This window comes from Tropicimonas sp. S265A (assembly GCF_049800835.1).
Lineage (GTDB): Bacteria > Pseudomonadota > Alphaproteobacteria > Rhodobacterales > Rhodobacteraceae > Dinoroseobacter.
In genome coordinates this window covers 206083-224542 of sequence record NZ_JBNAFU010000006.1, presented here as the reverse complement: position 1 = coordinate 224542, position 18460 = coordinate 206083, and the positions used below count along the sequence as shown (strand labels likewise).

The window sequence follows — 18460 nt, the reverse complement described above, 5'->3', positions numbered from 1 at the left end:
AGGGCGTTTCGGGTGGAGGCAGAAGGCGCCGGATGGCGCCTTCCGAAGCGCGGTCGCTTAGTCCTCTCCCTCCGCGTCCAGGAGTTCCATGTTGAGGCCGAGGCCGCGGACTTCTTTCACGAGAACGTTGAAGCTCTCCGGCACACCGGCCTCGAAGTTGTCCTCGCCCTTGACGATGCTCTCGTAGACCTTGGTCCGGCCTGCCACGTCATCCGACTTGACCGTAAGCATTTCCTGCAGGGTATAGGCGGCGCCGTACGCTTCGAGCGCCCAGACCTCCATCTCCCCAAAGCGCTGACCACCGAACTGAGCCTTACCACCCAGCGGCTGCTGCGTGACGAGCGAGTACGGCCCGGTCGAGCGTGCGTGGATCTTGTCGTCGACAAGGTGGTGCAGCTTGAGCAGGTATTTGACACCGACGGTGACGTTGCGTGCAAACTGTTCGCCTGTCCGACCGTCAAACAGCACGGACTGACCAGACGTGTCGAACCCTGCGCGCTTCAGCGCATCGTTCACGTCCGCTTCCTTGGCGCCGTCAAAGACCGGCGTTGCGATCGGGACACCACGGGTGACGGTGCCCGCGCTTTCAAGCAGGTCCTCTTCACTCATGTCGGCAATGGCTTCCTCATAGGCCTCTTCGCCGTATGCGATCCGCATCGCTTCGCGCACCGGGGTCAGATCGCCGGAACGGCGGTATTCACCCAACGCGTCGTCGATCTTCAGACCCAGACCACGCGCGGCCCAGCCCATGTGGGTTTCAAGGATCTGTCCGACGTTCATCCGCGACGGCACACCCAGCGGGTTCAGCACGAAATCAACGGGCGTTCCGTCCGCGAGGAACGGCATGTCCTCCATCGGGACCACCTTCGAGATCACACCCTTGTTGCCGTGACGTCCGGCCATCTTGTCGCCCGGCTGCAGCTTGCGCTTCACCGCGATGAACACCTTGACCATCTTCATGACACCCGGCGGCAGATCATCGCCGCGGCGGACCTTCTCGACCTTGTCCTCGAACCGCGCCGTCAGAGCACGCTTTTGCGCCTCGTACTGCGCGTTCAGGGCTTCGACGTCCTGTGCTTCGGCTTCGTCCTCAAGGGCAAGCTGCCACCACTGGCCGCGGCTCAGCATTTCCAGAAGGTCCTCGGTGATGGTCGAGCCGGACTTGACGCCTTTCGGGCCTTTCACCGCGGTTTTGCCAAGCAGCATGCCCTGCAGGCGCGCGTAGATGTTGCGCTCAAGGATTGCCATCTCGTCATCGCGGTCACGGGCAAGGCTTTCGACCTCTTCCCGCTCGATCTGCAGCGCACGCTCGTCTTTTTCGACACCGTGGCGGTTGAAGACGCGCACTTCCACGACTGTGCCGAAATCACCCGGCGGCAGGCGCAGCGAGGTATCGCGCACATCGGACGCTTTCTCACCGAAGATGGCGCGCAGAAGCTTCTCTTCCGGCGTCATCGGGCTCTCGCCCTTCGGTGTGATCTTGCCCACAAGGATGTCACCCGGGCCGACATCGGCACCGATGTAGACAATGCCCGCCTCGTCGAGGTTGCGCAGAGCCTCCTCACCGACGTTCGGGATATCGCGGGTAATCTCTTCCGGCCCAAGCTTCGTATCACGGGCGGCGACTTCGAACTCCTCGATATGGATCGAGGTGAAGACGTCATCCCGCGCCACACGCTCCGAGATCAGGATCGAGTCCTCGTAGTTGTAGCCATTCCACGGCATGAACGCGACGACGACGTTTTTGCCGAGCGCCAGTTCCCCCAGATCGGTCGACGGACCGTCTGCGATCACTTCGTTCTTGCCGACCTTGTCACCCACTTTCACCAGCGGTCGCTGGTTGATGCAGGTGTTCTGGTTGGACCGCTGAAACTTGCGCAGGCGGTAGATGTCGACACCCGGATCGCCGGGTTCCAGATCTTCGGTCGCGCGGACCACGATACGTGTCGCATCGACCTGATCGATGATCCCGCCACGCTTGGCCATGATCGACGCACCGGAGTCCCGGGCAACGACGCCTTCGATCCCCGTGCCGACGAACGGCGCGTCCGCCTGCAACAAAGGCACAGCCTGGCGCTGCATGTTGGACCCCATCAGCGCCCGGTTCGCATCGTCATTCTCAAGGAAGGGGATAAGCGAGGCCGCAACCGACACCAACTGCTTGGGCGAGACGTCGATCAGGTCGACATTCTCCCGCGGAGCAAGGGTGTATTCGCCAGACTGCCGGGTGTTCACCATCTCGTTCACGAACTTGCCCGCCTCGTCGAGGTTGGCATTCGCCTGTGCCACGGTATGGCGCATTTCCTCGGTCGCGGACATGTACCGGACTTCGTCTGTCACCTGCCCGTCATTCACGGTACGGTATGGGGTCTCGATAAACCCGTACTTGTTGACGCGGGCGAACGTGGCGAGCGAGTTGATCAGACCGATGTTCGGGCCTTCTGGCGTTTCGATCGGGCACATGCGGCCATAGTGGGTCGGGTGCACGTCGCGCACCTCGAAACCCGCGCGCTCGCGGGTCAGGCCACCCGGCCCAAGCGCGGACAGACGCCGCTTGTGCGTCACCTCAGACAGCGGGTTGGTCTGGTCCATGAACTGCGACAGCTGGCTGGAACCAAAGAACTCACGCACAGCTGCGGCTGCGGGTTTCGCGTTGATCAGGTCCTGCGGCATCACCGTGTCAATCTCGACCGACGACATCCGCTCCTTGATTGCACGCTCCATACGCAGCAAGCCAACGCGATACTGGTTCTCCATCAACTCACCAACCGACCGCACGCGGCGGTTGCCGAGGTGGTCGATGTCGTCGATGTCGCCCTTGCCATCGCGCAGGTCGACCAGCGCCTTCACGCAGGCCACGATGTCTTCCTTGCGAAGGGTACGCATGGTGTCCGGCGCATCGAGGGCCAGACGCATGTTCATCTTCACCCGGCCCACGGCGGACAGGTCATAGCGCTCGCTGTCAAAGAACAGCGTGTCGAACAGCGCGGAAGCCGCCTCCACGGTGGGCGGCTCGCCCGGGCGCATAACCCGGTAAATGTCCATGAGCGCGGTGTCGCGGTTCATGTTCTTGTCAGCCGCCATCGTGTTGCGCATATACGCGCCGACATTGACGTTATCGATATCGAGCACCGGGATTTCGGTGATGCCCGCTTCGATCAGGTCATGCAGGGATCCGCCCGTGACAGCGCCATCCTTGTCCACTTCCCAGGTCAGTTCATCCCCGGCTTCGACGTAAATCGCGCCGTTTTCTTCGTTGATGATGTCCTTGGAAACGAACTTGCCGACGATCTGCTCAAACGGGACGAGCAGGTTCTGAACTTTGCCCTCGTCGATCAGCTTTTTAACGGCGCGCGGTGTGACCTTCTCACCCGCTTTTGCGATAACTTCGCCGGTGTCCGCATCCACAAGATCAAAGGCCGGACGCGTGCCGCGCACGCGTTCGGGGAAGAACTTGGTGATCCAGCCCTGACCCTTTTGGTAGGTGTAGGAGACGGTATCGTAATACGCGTCCATGATGTCTTCCTGATCGAGCCCCAGCGCATAGAGCAGGGTTGTCACAGGCAGTTTGCGTCGACGATCGATGCGGGCAAACACGATATCCTTGGCATCGAACTCGAAATCCAGCCACGAGCCGCGGTAGGGAATGATGCGGCAGGCGAACAGAAGCTTGCCCGAGGAGTGGGTCTTGCCCTTGTCGTGATCAAAGAACACGCCGGGGGAGCGGTGCATCTGGGACACGATCACACGCTCGGTGCCATTCACGATGAACGTGCCGTTCGGGGTCATCAGGGGCATGTCGCCCATGAAGACGTCCTGTTCCTTGATGTCTTTGACAGACTTGGCGCCGGTGTCCTCATCCACATCGAACACGATCAGGCGCAATGTCACCTTCAGCGGGGCGCTGTAGGTCATGTCGCGCTGCTGACATTCCTCAACATCGTATTTCGGCTTCTCCAGCTCGTACTTGACGAACTCCAGAACCGCCGTCTCGTTGAAGTCCTTGATCGGAAACACGGACTGGAAAACGCCCATGATGCCTTCGCCGTCCATCGGCTCAAGCTGGTCACCCGATTTCAAAAATAGATCATACGAACTTTTCTGGACCTCGATGAGGTTCGGCATGTCCAGAACTTCGCGAATTTTGCCGAAATATCTGCGGAAACGTTTCTGCCCGATAAAAGACGTCGCCATGTGGTACGGATCTCCGTTTTAATCAGGGCTCGTGCCGGATGGGGGGCCGGTCCGGAGCCAGATTTGGATTGCGTCGTCTCTATACCTGAAGCGTCTTCCCAAAAACGCCTCGCCCGAAACGAAGACAGCCCTGTCGAAGCAGGACGCGTCCTGCTTTGAGAGGGTAGTCAAAAGATAATGATCGCTATGTAGCGCCTGTGGTTCGACTCACAACGCCGCTAAGTAACAATGCTTGCACACACGTTCAACCGCCCCAAGCAAGAAAACCTTGACTTTCTGCTAAAAGGGCGTGCGGCAGCCGATCAAGTCAGCCTAACTTATGTCTAGCGGATATTTGAAAGAGTGGGTATGCGACACGGTCTCTCGCCGAAATCCGTGTGCGAACACCTTGTGGCCGCCCCGGGACGGGACGGCCACAAGGGAGGGATCACTTGAGTTCGACCTCGGCGCCAGCCGCTTCGAGCTTGCCCTTGATCTCTTCTGCTTCGGCCTTGTCGACGCCTTCTTTGACAGCTTTGCCGCCAGCTTCGACGAGTTCCTTGGCTTCTTTCAGGCCCAGGCCAGTGATGGCGCGGACTTCCTTGATGACGTTGATCTTCTTGTCGCCAGCGGCTTTCAGGATCACGTCAAATTCGGACTTTTCTTCGGCTGCTGCGCCGCCGGCGTCGCCGCCAGCACCGCCTGCGACCATAACGGCGCCGCCTGCTGCGGGCTCAATGCCGTACTCGTCCTTCAGGATGGTTTTCAGTTCTTGTGCTTCGAGAAGCGTCAGACCGACGATCTCTTCTGCGAGTTTCTTCAGATCAGCCATTTTACTGTTTCCGTCTGTATAAGTGTGTTCCAACGCGAGGCAGTCATACCTGCGCAGATCTCATGTCCAGGATCAGGCCGCTTCGGCCTTCTCCTCGATCGTTGACAGGATGCTTGCGATGTTCGAAGCAGGCGCGCCAATCGCCCCGGCGATGTTCGATGCAGGCGCCCCGAGGCACGACACGACCTGAGCGATAAGCTCTTCGCGCGACGGCATGGAGGCGACGGCTTTCACACCGGCTGGGTCCAGATAGTCCTCACCCATGGCCCCGCCGAGGACGACATACTTTTCGTTGTCCTTGGCATAGGCATCCGCGACCTTGGCAGCTGCCACAGGGTCTTCGGAAAAGGCGAGCACTGTCATGCCCTCAAGCAGTTCACCGATCTTTGCGTTCGGTTTCCCTTCGAGGGCGATCTTGGCGAGCTTGTTCTTGGCAACGCGTACGGATGCTCCCGCCTCACGCATGCGCGCGCGGAAGTCCTGCATCTCGGCAACCGTGAGACCTGCGTAGTGTGCAACTACGACAACGCCAGAGCTTTCGAAGATCTGGCCGAGTTCCTCGACCACTTTCTCTTTCTGGGCTCTATCCACAGTTTCACTCCAATTTGGGGCCCCCGGATTTCTGGGTGACCCCGGCTCTAGTCAACCGGATCGCTCCGGCGGTTTTGGTCCTTGATTACGGGCACCAATACCACCAGGCGCTCAACGATGTATGAGCTCTGGGAAGTATAACTGTTCCCGTCTCAGGCAGGAATTATCGAGCGGCAACTAAATCGGCACCCAACCCGCCGTCTTGGACGACTGCTCTGCCTCGCGAATCCACGCAAAGCCTAGCGAGGGCGGGTTAGACCGAAACCGAGACTACAGCAAGGCCTGTTTTGAAAAACCGCAGGATGCACGGGACAGCACACCCTCTGATCCGTCGCCAGGGAAAGATTGCTTTGCCGATCCCTGCCGGTCCTTTTCCGGATGTCTCCGTCAATAGACAGTGGCCCAAAACGCAGACGGGGCGACCCCAAGGGCCGCCCCATCGCAATCAATCTCGTTCAGACTTAGTTGCCTGTCGCGTCGTCGATGGCAACCGTTACGCCCGGGCCCATTGTGGAGCTGAGTGCGATCTTCTGCATGTAAGAACCCTTTGCCCCGGTCGGCTTGGCTTTCTGAACCGCCTGCACAAAGGCGCGCACGTTCTCTGCCAGTTTGGCCGGCTCAAACGAGGCTTTGCCAACACCGGCATGAACCACGCCAGCTTTCTCGGCCTTGAACTGAACCTGACCGCCCTTGGCATCCTGGACAGCCTGCTTGACGTCCATCGTCACCGTGCCGACCTTGGGGTTCGGCATCAGGTTCCGCGGGCCAAGCACCTTACCAAGACGGCCGACGATCGGCATCATGTCCGGGGTCGCAATGCAGCGATCAAACTCGATCGTGCCACCCTGAACCGTTTCCATGAGGTCTTCAGCACCGACGATATCGGCGCCGGCCTCTTTGGCCTCATCGGCCTTCGGGCCACGCGCGAACACTGCAACGCGCACCGATTTGCCAGTGCCGTTGGGAAGGCTGACCACGCCGCGCACCATCTGGTCCGCGTGGCGCGGATCGACGCCAAGGTTCAGCGCAATCTCGACTGTTTCATCGAACTTCGCGTTGGCGGCGGCTTTGATCAGGTCGACCGCTTCCTCGACAGTGACATTCTGCTTGCCTGCGAACGCTTCGCGTGCGGCGCGGGTACGTTTTCCGAGCTTTGCCATGACCTACCCTTTCACCTCGATACCCATCGACTTCGCGGAGCCGACGATGATCTGCATTGCGGCCTCGACGTCGTTCGCGTTCAGGTCACGCATCTTGGCTTCGGCGATCTCGCGCACCTGCGCGACAGTGACCGAAGCGACGGTCTCACGACCCGGGTTCTCAGCCCCGCGCGGGCGGTTCCGCTTGCCGACCGGCTTAAGGCCAGCCGCTTTCTTGAGGTAGTAAGACGCGGGCGGCGTCTTGATGTCCATGGTGAAGGACTTGTCCTGGTAATACTGGATCACCGTCGGGCAAGGTGCACCCTGCTCCATCTCCTGCGTCTTGGCGTTAAACGCCTTGCAGAATTCCATGATGTTGATCCCACGCTGACCAAGCGCCGGGCCCACCGGGGGCGACGGGTTGGCCTGACCGGCGGGGATTTGCAGCTTCATGCTGCCAACGAGTTTCTTGGCCATCTGGCCTCTCCTTTTTCCAACACCCGCCCTGACGCGTCAGAGGGGCTGCGTTGTCGTGGTCCGGCCAGTCACGCGCGCGCGCCGCACCTCCCACGTCCGATCACGTCAGCTCTGCTTGGAGACCTGCGTGAATTCCAGCTCGACCGGGGTCGCCCGGCCAAAGATAGATACCGTCACCTTCAGACGGCTGTTCTCGTCATCCACCTCTTCCACCGATCCAGAGAACCCTTCAAAGGGACCATCGGTGACGTTCACTTCTTCGCCGATGTCGAAGGTGATGAGCGAGCGCGGCGCTTCGGCCCCTTCTTCGACCCGGTTGAGGATCTGGTTCACTTCCTCGTCACGCATCGGCATTGGGCGCCCTTGCGGGCCCAGAAAGCCGGTGACGCGGTTGATCGAGTTGATCAGGTGATACCCTTGATCGGTCATTTCCATGCGGACCAGGACGTAGCCCGGCATGAAGCGGCGTTCGGCGGTCACTTTCTTGCCCCGGCGCACTTCGATCACTTCTTCCGTCGGCACGAGCACTTCTTCGATCTCCTCCTGGAGATGCGCTTCCTCGACAGCATGACGGATTTGCTCGGCAATCTTCTTCTCGAAATTCGAGAGAACACTCACCGAATACCACCGTTTCGCCATATCGCTCGTTCCTCACTGCCCGTTACGGGTGTTTCTTGCAGAGACCAAAGTCCCCGGGTCATGTGTGCGTATCACCAGTCAGAATACGCGTATCTTAAACAAAAATCAGCGTGCCGCCCGAATCGGAGCACGCTGCTGTTTCAGTTGCCCGAGGCGTTTAGACCGTGATCAGGCTGATTTCAACAGCGATATCCGACAAGACTACCGCCCGCGCACATCTGGCCGATCAGCTTCCGAAAAAGCTGAGCACCATGTTCAGACCGGTGCGGATCATCCAATCCACGAAAAAGAAGAAGATCGCCGTCAGCAGCGCCATGATGAACACCATGACCGATGTCAGCGCGACCTCCCGACGGGTCGGCCAAGTCACCTTGGAGACTTCGGCACGTACCTGCTGAAGGAACTGTAGGGGGTTCGTCGTTGCCATGGTTCTTTATCCTGTCGTCATCCGACTGAGGGGCAGATACGTGGTTCCGCCCCTCGGTTCAAGGGTTTGCGGCTCAGGGCTGCTCGTCTTCGTCTTTTTCCACGTCACCCGGAAGATTGAACAGGCTGTCCGCATCCACCAGATCACTCTTGTCTTCTTCCTCGTCTTCATCACCCAACAATGTGAAGCTTTCGAGGCCAGAAATGGCCGTCGGGATTTTCGGCTCGGGTTCCATGCCGAGGCTCTGCTCCGTCGACACGAGCTTGCGGCGCTCGTCATCGCTCATCAGCTCTCCATCGCGAGCTTTCTTGGCGGCGGCCTTCTGAACAGCGGCATCAAGTTCGGTCTGCTTGCACAGCCCCAGCGCAACTGGATCAATCGGCTGGATGTTCTGGATGTTCCAGTGCGTGCGCTCCCGGATCGCCTGAATGGTCGGCTTGGTGGTGCCGACCAGCTTGGAAATCTGGCCATCGGTCAGTTCCGGGTGGAACTTCACCAGCCACAGGATCGACGCCGGACGGTCCTGGCGCTTGGACAGCGGCGTGTAACGCGGCCCACGGCGCTTTTCCTCGCCCGCAGCAGCCGGGTTGTGCTTAAGCTTCAGCGCATAGGTCGGGTCGGCTTCCGCCTTGTCGATCTCGGACTGATCAAGCTGATTGTTTGCAATCGGATCGAAACCTTTGACCCCGGCGGCCACATCCCCGTCAGCAATCCCCTGCACTTCCAACTCGTGCAGTTCGCAGAAATCCGCGATCTGTTTGAAGCTGAGCGTCGTGTTGTCCACCAGCCAGACGGCGGTGGCTTTGGTCATAAGAGGTTTCGCCATTCTCTTCACTCCTGATGTCTCGCGGGCCAGATGCCACGCTGTCCCCAGCCATACCTTTCCCAGCGCCGGAAACCGGCGGCATCGCGGGCGATGCAGGTTCTCGCTGTTGGGGAACTTGCGAGGTATATAGAAGCCAAACCTGACTATGGGAAGCCCGAAATGCAGTTCCGCCGCACCGTCATTGCCCTGCTGACCCTTGCCACCTTCGGCACGCCCGCCACGGCCGAGGGCGAGAAGGCCGGCGCATTTGATTATTACGTGCTCGCACTCAGCTGGTCCCCGAATTGGTGCCTGCGCGAGGGGGATGCACGCGGCGCGCCGGAATGTGCCGAAGGGGCCGCGCGGGGATGGGGACTGCATGGCCTGTGGCCTCAAAACGAACGTGGCTGGCCGAGCTTTTGTCGCACGAACGCACGCAGTCCCTCGCGCTCGGATACAGCCGCTGAGACGGACATCTACGGGTCCTCCGGTCTCGCCTGGCATCAGTGGAAGAAGCATGGGACATGCTCCGGCCTGTCATCAGCCGCCTACTACGATCTTGCACGCGAAGCGTATTCCGCTGTGACCCGACCAGTGGTGTTTCGCGCCTTGGATCAGGATATCCGGCTGCCCGCCGGCGTGGTGGAGGAGGCATTTCTGAAGTCCAACCCGGACCTGGACCCCGACATGATCACGGTGACTTGCAAAGCGAACCAGATACAGGAAGTTCGTATTTGCCTGACCAAGGACCTGATACCTCGGCGTTGCGGTACAGATGTGATCCGGGACTGCACCGCAGACCGCGCACTTTTCACTCCGCTGCGGTAGCAGGCCCCGTCAGCGTTGGCGCGGGTTCGCGTTCCAACTCTTCGAAATCAAAATTGTCGAGCTTCACGGCGCGCTTGCCCGCACGCTCTGCCGCCACAGTGATATCGTCGATATCCTGCCGGGCCTGATTGAAATGCGTCTCGAGCTTGCCAACGCGGGTGAGCACAAGCTCCACATCCCGGTGCAAGAGGCCGAGCGTCTTGCGAATTGCGCCAGTCTGTTCGCGCATGCGCGCATCTTTGAGAACCGCGCGCATGGTGTTGAGCGTGGCCATGCATGTGGTGGGTGACACGATCCAGACCCGCGCTGCGAACCCCTCGCGGACAACCTCGGGAAAGTTCGCGTGCAACTCTGCATAGACGGCCTCCGACGGCAGGAACATCAGCGCACCATCGGCAGTTTCCCCGTCGATGATGTATTTTTCCGAGATCGCCTTAATATGCGCGCGCACCGCCGTCCGCATCTCGCGCGCGGCAAGGGTCAGGTCCGCCTGCGCCTCCGCAGCGCGCAGTTTCTCGTAGGCTTCGAGCGGAAATTTGCTGTCGATCACAATGGGGCCAGGCGGGTTTGGCAGCTGGATCAGGCAATCCGCACGCTTGCCGTTCCCGAGCGTTGCCTGCATGGCATAGGACCCGGCGGGCAGCGCTTTGGACACGATATCGGCCAGCTGAATTTCCCCGAAGGCCCCGCGCGTCTGCTTGTTTGACAGGATATCCTGAAGGCTCAACACGTCGCCTGACAGTTTCTCGATATTTGTCTGCGCCTTGTCGATGGTCGCCAGACGCTCCTGCAACTGGGTCAGAGACTTTGCGGTTTTCTCGGAATTGCCGGACAGCACTTCATTCAGCCGGGTCTGCATATCCGAGAGCGAGTTTGCAGATTTCAGTGCGTTGGCATGCAGCGTATCAGACATCTGTTGCTGCACCTGCGCCAGACGTGCCTCCATCGTCTGGACCATCTGCAGTTGCGCATTGGCCTGCGCCTCGGACACCGATTTCAGGCCGCCACCAAGCGCGTGCTGACCTTCGTTGAGCGACTGCACAGCCGACCCCAGCGCGCCAAGTTGTGCGACGAGGGGTTCCGTGGCGCGTGCAGACCGGGCCGCTGCGCGCCACGCCACAATGATCAGGATGAGAATGACCGCCGCAAACCCCGCTGCAATCAGGGCAATCAGCGTCACCGGATCGCTCAGATCCAGAACGTATCCCGCAACCTCAATCATGTGCGCCCGAACAGCTTTTCGATGTCTGCGAGTTGCAGTTCCACATAAGTCGGACGCCCGTGGTTGCACTGGCCGGAATGTGGGGTCGCCTCCATTTCGCGCAAAAGGGCGTTCATTTCTTCCGCTGTCATCCGGCGTCCGGACCGGACCGACCCGTGGCACGCCATACGCGACAGGATCGCCTCGATCCTCGATTGCAGCGCATCGGACCCGCCCGTGTCGTCCAACTCATCCAGAATATCCCGCAGAATCAACTCCGCGTTCACAGTTCCAAGGATTGCGGGCGTCTCGCGCACCGCAATCGCACCGGGCCCGAATCCCTCAATCCCCAGCCCGAAACGCGCAAGATCGTCGCTGAGCGCCAGAAGCCGGGCACAGTCGCCTTCTGAAAGCGATACGATCTCTGGGATTAGCAAAGCTTGGGAAGGGACGCCGTTGTCGGCCATTAATCGCTTGAGCCGTTCGTAAACCAACCGCTCATGTGCGGCGTGCTGATCAACCAGAACCATCCCGGTTTCGGTTTGGGCCACGATGTAATTCTCGTGCACCTGCGCCCGAGCGGCCCCAAGCGGGCGTGAGATCGGGTCAGGCGCGGTTTGCTCATCGGGCTCAACCCGCGCGGCGGGGGCTTCAGCGAAGCCTTCCGCGAGGCCGGGTGCCTGCCAGACGGTTGCGCGCGTCAGGCTGGGTTGGGACGACCGGTCCATCTGGTACACCCGCGCAGCACCCGTTGGTTCCGGAGTGAACGCCCCGAGTGTGGCCTTAGCCACAGTCGTGGACGCGCGATGCCCGGCGTTCGCGAGGGCATGGCGCAGAGCGGTCACGATCAGCCCACGCGCCACCCCGGGTTCGCGAAACCGCACCTCGGACTTCGCAGGATGGACATTCACATCTACCCGGTCTGGCGGACAATCGAGGAACAGCACGGCAGCCGGATGTCGTTCCCGGCTCAGAAAATCCGCGTAAGCCCCGCGCAGCGCACCGACCAACAGCTTGTCCCGCACCGGCCGTCCGTTGACGAACAGAAATTGCGCCACCGCAGCGCCCCGCGAATAGGTCGGCAAGGCGGCGTACCCGGTCAGTCGTAGACCTTCGCGTTCCGCGTCGATCTTGAGCGCGTTCTCGGCAAACTCGGACCCTAGAATCCGCGCAAGGCGTCTGTGCAGGGCGTCAAACAGATCACCATTCTCCGGCTCTACCCGGAACGTCTCGCGCCCTGCTCCGCCACCGGAGACATCGCGCAGGACAAAGCCCACAAACGGTTCCGCCATCGCAAGGCGTTTGACCGTTTCGGTGATCGCCTGAACCTCTGCCCGGTCCGAACGCAGAAATTTCAGGCGTGCGGGCGTGGCGAAGAACAAGTCGCGCAGCGTTACGACTGTGCCGACCGGCAGTGCCGCCGGGACAACGGGCCCGGTTTGACCGCCACGCACGGTAATCTCTGCCGCCTCGTTCGCGCCTCTTGCACGCGATGAAATCGTCAAGCGCCCGACCGCTCCGAGCGATGGCAACGCCTCCCCGCGGAAGCCGAAGGATTGGATGTTCAGAAGATCGGAGCCGTCGATCTTGGAAGTCGCGTGCCGCGACAACGCGAGCGGAAGCTGTCCAGCCGGAATGCCGATCCCGTCATCTGTGACCCGCAACAGGGTTTTACCGCCGTCGGCATAAGCCACTTCGATGCGACGCGCCCCGGCATCAAGTGCGTTTTCGACCAACTCTTTGACAGCAGAGGCTGGACGCTCGACCACCTCCCCGGCCGCGATCCGGTTGATCGCTGCCTCATCAAGCTGACGGATCACCACATCCTGTGGATAACTCTCTATCTTGGGGGTCGCTGCTGGCATAACCCATTATCTAGCAGGCCAGCCGCGAGTCGCATAGCGTTAGTTCGAGGCGTCCAACCCCACGGGCTGCCCAACCACAACGAAATGCAGGTCGTCGGGCCGCAGCAGGCGACCCGCCACACGTTTGAGATCCTCAAGCGTGACAGCGCGGACCTTGTCGTTCCGGGTCGGGATGTAGTCGAGCCCCAGATCATCCATCTGCATGCCGACCATGATGCTGGCAATGCGGCCATTGCCATCGAACCGCAAAGGATAGGCACCGGTCAGGTAGACCTTGGCGGCATCCAGCTCCTCCTGCGTCACCCCGTTCTCGGCCACATCCGCCCATTGCGTCTTGATAACGTCGATGGCCTCGGCAATCCGGGAATTGTCGGAACTGAACTGACCGAGATACAGGGCGGCGTTGTCCATCGGCATCAGGAAACTGCCAATCCCATAGGTAAGGCCCCTTTTGACACGCACCTCTTCCATGAGACGGTTATTGAACCCTCCTCCCCCGACGATCTGGTTCAAAACGAATGCCGCAAAGAAATCCGGGTCATCGCGGCTCAGGCCTTCATGCCCGAAGCGCGCGACCGATTGCGGGGTCTCGAACGGCAGCACGGTAACGCCGCCCTCCATCGCATAGGTCGCATCCTCTGGCAGCGGCGCGCCGCTTTGCGGCAAATCACCGAGCAAGGTGTCAAGAAGCGCACCGAGTTCTTCGGGTGAAATATCTCCGGCAGCCCCAACGTAAATGCGGTCCCGCGCGAGCGTGTTCCGGTGCGCCTCGACGATATCTTCACGCGTCATGACCGCGACCGTCTCAGCTGTGCCCTCACGCGCCGTCGCATAGGGGTGCCCCGGAAAGGCCAGCGCATCAAAAGCGGTTGCTGCGATGGCCTCGGGGTCCTTGGCGTCCGAAGCAACCACGGACAGGATTTGGCCGCGCAGGCGTTCGATCGCATCCTCTTCGAACCGGGGCTCTTGCAGGGCAATGCGCAGATGCTCCACCGCGTCATCCCTATTTTCCGTCAGAAAACGTGCTGAAACGGACAGCGCGTCGTCAAAAATCTCGAACTCGAAACTGGCGGCCAACTCTTCGCTGCGCGTCGCATAGGCACGGGCGTCGAACTCCCCCGCCCCTTCGGCCAGCAGACCGGTCATGTAGTATCCGGCGCCCCGCTTTCCTTCGGGGTCGAGCGCTGCCCCCCCCCGAAAACGGATCTCCAGCGCGACAAATGGGATCGAGTCGTCCTGCACAAGCCACGCGGTAATTCCGCCAGGGGATTTCACCTCCTGGATATCGACGATGGCCCAGACGGGCATCGCCGAAAGGATCAAAGCTGAAAGCGCTCCTAAAAACCTGGTCATTGCATCACCTCCTCGGCGCCTTCGCGCATGAGCCAGCCGGTCACGGCCTTGCCTTTGTCAAACAAGGTTGCGGCGGTTGCCATTATGTCATCCGCTGTTGTCGCTTGAAGAATGTCGGGCCACGCCTGAACATCCTCGACAGTCAACCCGGATGTCAGGGCCGTACCATACAGGCGTGCGCGGCTGCCGACGCTGTCACGGCCATAGATTTCCGAGGCGCGGATCTGCATCTTGATGCGCTCAAGTGCGGCCTCGTCAACGCCCTCTTCCATGAACTCGGCAACCACACGGTCGATATCAGCCTCCGCCTCGGCCAGCGAGATGCCTTCGGCAGGCACGTTGATGAATCCGAAGGTCGTATCATCAAGCGACATGCCCGAATAGAACGCAGACGTATAAACCGAGCGGCGTTCTTCAAATTCCAGCTTGCCACCCAGTACAGAGGTGGCGCTGGACCCGCCCAGCAACTCGGCCAGCAAGGTCAGAGCTGCTGCGGTTTCCTGGGCGCCCGGGTCGCGCTCAGGCGCAAGAAAGGTCTGCAACACGTAAGGCTGCGCCACACGCGGGTCGGCATAGGCAATCCGGCGTTCGGCCACTTGCGGCGGTTCCTGCGGGCGGACGCGTTCCGGCAGGTCGGGGTTTGCCGGGATCGGGCCGAAATGGGTCTGCGCAAGTCGAAGAACCTCTTCGGGTTTCACGTCTCCCGCTACAATCAGGATCGCGTTGTTGGGCGCGTAGAATGTCTCGTAGAAATCAAGCGCATCCTGCCGGGTCAGTTGTTCCATCTCATGCCGCCAGCCGATGATCGGGATCGCGTAGGGATGGTTCAGGTACTGCGCCGCGCGCCTTTGTTCGCCAAGGATTCCCCCGGCCGAACTGTCGATACGCTGGCTGCGTTCTTCGAGGATCACGTCACGCTCGGGCAGGACAACGTCATCCGTCAGGACCAGATCGGTCATCCGGTCGGCTTCCATCTTGATCATCAACTCAAGTCGGTCCGCTGCGACCCGCTGGAAGTACCCGGTATAATCCCAAGAGGTGAAGGCATTGTCAGACCCACCGTTTGCCTCGACGATGGCAGAGAATTCGCCCGGGCCCAACTCGTCGGTGCCCTTGAAAAGAAGATGCTCCAGGAAATGCGCGATACCGGATTTTCCTGGGGGCTCATCTGCAGCGCCGGTGCGGTACCATACCATGTTGGTCACGGCCGCAGCGCGATGATCCTCGATCACGACGATGTCCATCCCGTTGTCGAGCGTGTAGGTCGTCACGTCCTCATCCGCCTTGAGCGGGCTCGCCACTACAGACGTGATCAGAGCCGCACCAATCCATTTCCGCATAGTCATCCTCCGGCGTACTGTTGCTCAGAACGTACGGCCTTCGTGCGCCGGTTCAAGTCCGGCCAACGCGCATGTGAGGTCGATCAGTTGTCCGAGAAGTCCGGCGGGGCCGATACGTTGCGGGCGCCACCACCGCGCACTCGTTGTAATTCCTGATGCTGATCGAGAGACTGATCTTCGTAGGCATCGAAGTAGACATTCAACCCGGCCCATCGTTCCAGCGGCTTGCCACGATTGTTCTGCCGGAACTCCAGGTCTTCGGAGGCCAGTTGTTCGCGAACCCCGGCTTCACGTCCAAAGCGCGAACTGTAATTGACCAGTCCTGCATCCGACCCCGGTATCTGCCCCTGCGGTGTTGCTCGTTCCGGGCGTCCGCCCAACGCAACGATTGCATCCGCGCGCGGGTCGATATCCGTGCGATTGCTGGCGCCGGGGGTTGGCGGCGGCAACTGTGACATGTCAGCCGGCATTTCGATGGGTTTGGTGGGCATGATGCCAAACTCGTCCGGTGTATTGGTGGACGAGCGGATATTCATCAGATTGGGTGCTTCATTCCCGCCCCCGCCACAGGCTGCCATACCCGTCAGGGCGGCAACCGCCACGGCGATCCGAGCAAACCTGCACTGCATGCGCGCCTCCGTACGCTTTTGGCTTTGACTAGCTGATCCGGGGGGCGGCGTCACGTGGATTCCTTCTTGCCACCGGACCAGATCGCGAGGCCGATTGCCCCGGCGAAAATCGATATATCGGCCACATTGAACGTATACGGATTGCGAATCCCGCAACAGCTCATGTTCAAGAAATCCGCCACAGCGCCGTAAATCAGCCGATCCAGAACGTTGCCCATGGCGCCACCGACCAGCAATCCGGTACAGATCATTACCTTCAGGTCACTGCGTTCGCGGCGCACCCAGACCACCACTGCAATCGAAATCAGAACCGCAAGCCCGACAAGAACCCAGCGCGAGGCATCGCCACCATCGCCAAACAGTCCGAAGTTGATCCCGCGATTCCAACCCATCCGAAATGTCAGGAAGGGCGGGAACACTTCGATAAAGCCGATGCGGGAGAGCTCCAACACATGGACCACCAGCCATTTCGATATCTGGTCGATTACGAACGCAATCGCCGCAGTGATCCAAAGCACCCGCATCAGGTCAGTGCCGGAAATGCCGCATGCCGGTAAAGACCATCGCCAACCCGGCCTCGTCAGCGGCCGCAATGACCTCGTTGTCCCGCATCGACCCACCCGGCTGGATCACGGCCGTAGCACCTGCTTCGGCGGCAGTCAGCAGTCCGTCGGGGAAGGGAAAAAACGCGTCAGACGCCACAACGGAACCTTGGATCAGGGGTGTATCCAGACCGAGGGCTTCCGCCATATCCGCCGATTTGCGCGCTGCAATCCGCGCACTGTCCACGCGGCTCATTTGCCCTGCGCCAACCCCGACGGTCGCACCGTCCTTAACGTAAACAATCGCGTTCGACTTCACGTGTTTTGCCACCTTCCAAGCGAAGAGCAGATCGGCAAGTTCTGCGTCCGAAGGGGCGCGTTGTGTCACGACCTTCAGATCCTTCAGCCCGATATGGCCGTTATCCTTGTCCTGTACCAGCAATCCGCCTGAAACCTGTCGTACCGTCAAATTCCCCGCCTTGGGATCAGCCAAAGCGTCGGTTGTCAGCAGCCGCAGGTTCTTCTTCTTTGCAAAAATACTCATGGCGTCGGCGTCGGCACCAGGCGCGATCACTACTTCGGTGAAGATGTTCGCAATTTCCTCGGCGGTTTCGCCATCCAGCGGTTGGTTCAGCGCGATGATGCCCCCGAAGGCCGAGGTTTGATCGCAATTGAAAGCGGCCCGGTATGCCTCTGCGAGGCTTGTTCCGCGCGCCACGCCACAGGGATTGGCGTGCTTGATAATCGCGCAGGCCGGACCATCGGAAGGCGCAAACTCACTGACCAGTTCGAACGCAGCATCGGTGTCGTTGATGTTGTTGTAGCTCAGTTCCTTGCCCTGATGCTGTTTGGCTGTCGCCACACCCGGACGGGCCGTCCCATCGGTGTAGAAGGCCGCTGTCTGATGCGGGTTCTCGCCGTAGCGCAAGGTCTGGGCCAAAGTCCCGGCAAAAGCGCGCCGGCGCGGGGCAGGCTCGTCCAGAGCACCGGCCATCCAGTTAGAAACGGCGGCATCGTAGGCAGCTGTCCGCGCATAGGCATTCAGGGCCAGCTTCTGCCGAAACGGATAGGTGGTTGACCCATCATTGACCTCAAGCTCTGTCAGCAGAGCTTCATAGTCATCGACATCCGTGACGACGCTGACAAATCCGTGGTTCTTGGACGCCGCCCGGATCATCGCAGGTCCGCCGATGTCGATATTCTCGATGCAGGTGGCATAGTCGCCGTCTTTGGCAACAGTTTCCTCGAACGGGTAAAGGTTCACCACCAGCAGGTCGATCGCTTCGATCCCGTGCCGGTTCATCGCCGAAACATGGGCCACGTTATCGCGCAGGGCCAGCAAGCCGCCATGCACCTTGGGGTGCAGCGTCTTGACCCGGCCGTCCATCATCTCGGGAAACTCGGTCAGGTCCGAGACGTCACGCACCGACAGCCCGGCATCGCGCAAGGCTTTTGCCGTGCCGCCTGTCGATAGAAGGTCCACGCCCCGCGCAGCGAGAGCCTGTCCAAGTTCGACCAGTCCGGTCTTGTCGGAAACAGAGAGCAACGCACGGCGCAGGGGAACGAGATCGGTCATGGTAGTTTCGGGTCCTTCGGGCAGCATCTGAGTGGTCGCGGAG

At 60.5% G+C, this 18460-nt stretch carries 16 protein-coding genes; 1 reads left to right on the top strand and 15 read right to left on the bottom strand.

Translation table 11 applies throughout. The annotated features are described in order from the left end of the window. Positions 1-57: 57 nt before the first annotated feature. The 8 genes from rpoB to ACP15N_RS15325 form a co-directional block, all read right to left on the bottom strand. Positions 58-4194, bottom strand: coding sequence for a DNA-directed RNA polymerase subunit beta (gene rpoB / locus ACP15N_RS15360; protein ID WP_425093203.1), 4137 nt, complete (start codon positions 4192-4194; stop codon positions 58-60). Positions 4195-4621: 427 nt separating this feature from the next. Next, positions 4622-5005: a 50S ribosomal protein L7/L12 gene (gene rplL, locus ACP15N_RS15355; protein WP_425093202.1), complete on the bottom strand. Its 384-nt coding sequence runs from the start codon at positions 5003-5005 to the stop codon at positions 4622-4624. Positions 5006-5077: 72 nt separating this feature from the next. Continuing rightward, on the bottom strand, positions 5078-5596 hold the full coding sequence (gene rplJ, locus ACP15N_RS15350; RefSeq protein WP_425093201.1) for a 50S ribosomal protein L10: 519 nt from the start codon (positions 5594-5596) through the stop codon (positions 5078-5080). A gap of 461 nt (positions 5597-6057) precedes the next feature. Next, the gene (gene rplA, locus ACP15N_RS15345; protein ID WP_425093200.1) at positions 6058-6756 is read right to left on the bottom strand and encodes a 50S ribosomal protein L1; all 699 of its coding nucleotides are present in this window, start codon (positions 6754-6756) and stop codon (positions 6058-6060) included. A 3-nt stretch (positions 6757-6759) separates the two neighbouring features. Continuing rightward, the gene (gene rplK / locus ACP15N_RS15340) at positions 6760-7212 is read right to left on the bottom strand and encodes a 50S ribosomal protein L11 (protein WP_425093199.1); all 453 of its coding nucleotides are present in this window, start codon (positions 7210-7212) and stop codon (positions 6760-6762) included. Between the two features lie 105 nt (positions 7213-7317). After that, entirely contained in the window at positions 7318-7851 is a 534-nt protein-coding gene (nusG, locus tag ACP15N_RS15335) for a transcription termination/antitermination protein NusG (protein WP_425093198.1), read from the bottom strand. Between the two features lie 226 nt (positions 7852-8077). Continuing rightward, positions 8078-8278, bottom strand: a complete 201-nt coding sequence (secE, locus tag ACP15N_RS15330; protein ID WP_425093197.1) for a preprotein translocase subunit SecE — start codon at positions 8276-8278, stop codon at positions 8078-8080. A 73-nt stretch (positions 8279-8351) separates the two neighbouring features. After that, positions 8352-9104, bottom strand: coding sequence for a DUF1013 domain-containing protein (locus tag ACP15N_RS15325; RefSeq protein ID WP_425093196.1), 753 nt, complete (start codon positions 9102-9104; stop codon positions 8352-8354). A gap of 159 nt (positions 9105-9263) precedes the next feature. Here ACP15N_RS15325 and ACP15N_RS15320 point away from each other — a divergent pair, with 159 nt between their 5' ends. Then, a complete protein-coding gene (locus ACP15N_RS15320; protein ID WP_425093195.1) occupies positions 9264-9911 on the top strand; it encodes a ribonuclease T2 family protein in 648 nt (215 codons plus the stop codon). Here the strand turns inward: ACP15N_RS15320 and ACP15N_RS15315 are convergent. The 7 genes from ACP15N_RS15315 to purH form a co-directional block, all read right to left on the bottom strand. Then, positions 9895-11133: a DNA recombination protein RmuC gene (locus ACP15N_RS15315; RefSeq protein ID WP_425093194.1), complete on the bottom strand. Its 1239-nt coding sequence runs from the start codon at positions 11131-11133 to the stop codon at positions 9895-9897. The two genes, ACP15N_RS15320 and ACP15N_RS15315, sit on opposite strands and share 17 nt — an antisense overlap. Next, positions 11130-12977 (bottom strand): DNA mismatch repair endonuclease MutL, encoded by a 1848-nt coding sequence (mutL, locus tag ACP15N_RS15310; protein WP_425093193.1) that lies wholly within the window; start codon positions 12975-12977, stop codon positions 11130-11132. Before mutL ends, ACP15N_RS15315 begins: the two co-directional genes overlap by 4 nt. A gap of 39 nt (positions 12978-13016) precedes the next feature. Continuing rightward, on the bottom strand, positions 13017-14330 hold the full coding sequence (locus tag ACP15N_RS15305; protein ID WP_425093192.1) for a M16 family metallopeptidase: 1314 nt from the start codon (positions 14328-14330) through the stop codon (positions 13017-13019). Next, a complete protein-coding gene (locus ACP15N_RS15300; RefSeq protein ID WP_425093191.1) occupies positions 14327-15676 on the bottom strand; it encodes a M16 family metallopeptidase in 1350 nt (449 codons plus the stop codon). Before ACP15N_RS15300 ends, ACP15N_RS15305 begins: the two co-directional genes overlap by 4 nt. Positions 15677-15753: 77 nt before the next feature. Further along, positions 15754-16299, bottom strand: a complete 546-nt coding sequence (locus tag ACP15N_RS15295) for a DUF3035 domain-containing protein (protein WP_425093190.1) — start codon at positions 16297-16299, stop codon at positions 15754-15756. A 50-nt stretch (positions 16300-16349) separates the two neighbouring features. Beyond that, positions 16350-16823, bottom strand: coding sequence for a signal peptidase II (gene lspA / locus ACP15N_RS15290; RefSeq protein ID WP_425093189.1), 474 nt, complete (start codon positions 16821-16823; stop codon positions 16350-16352). Positions 16824-16827: 4 nt separating this feature from the next. Next, positions 16828-18417: a bifunctional phosphoribosylaminoimidazolecarboxamide formyltransferase/IMP cyclohydrolase gene (gene purH / locus ACP15N_RS15285; RefSeq protein ID WP_425093188.1), complete on the bottom strand. Its 1590-nt coding sequence runs from the start codon at positions 18415-18417 to the stop codon at positions 16828-16830. Between the last annotated feature and the right edge of the window lie 43 nt (positions 18418-18460).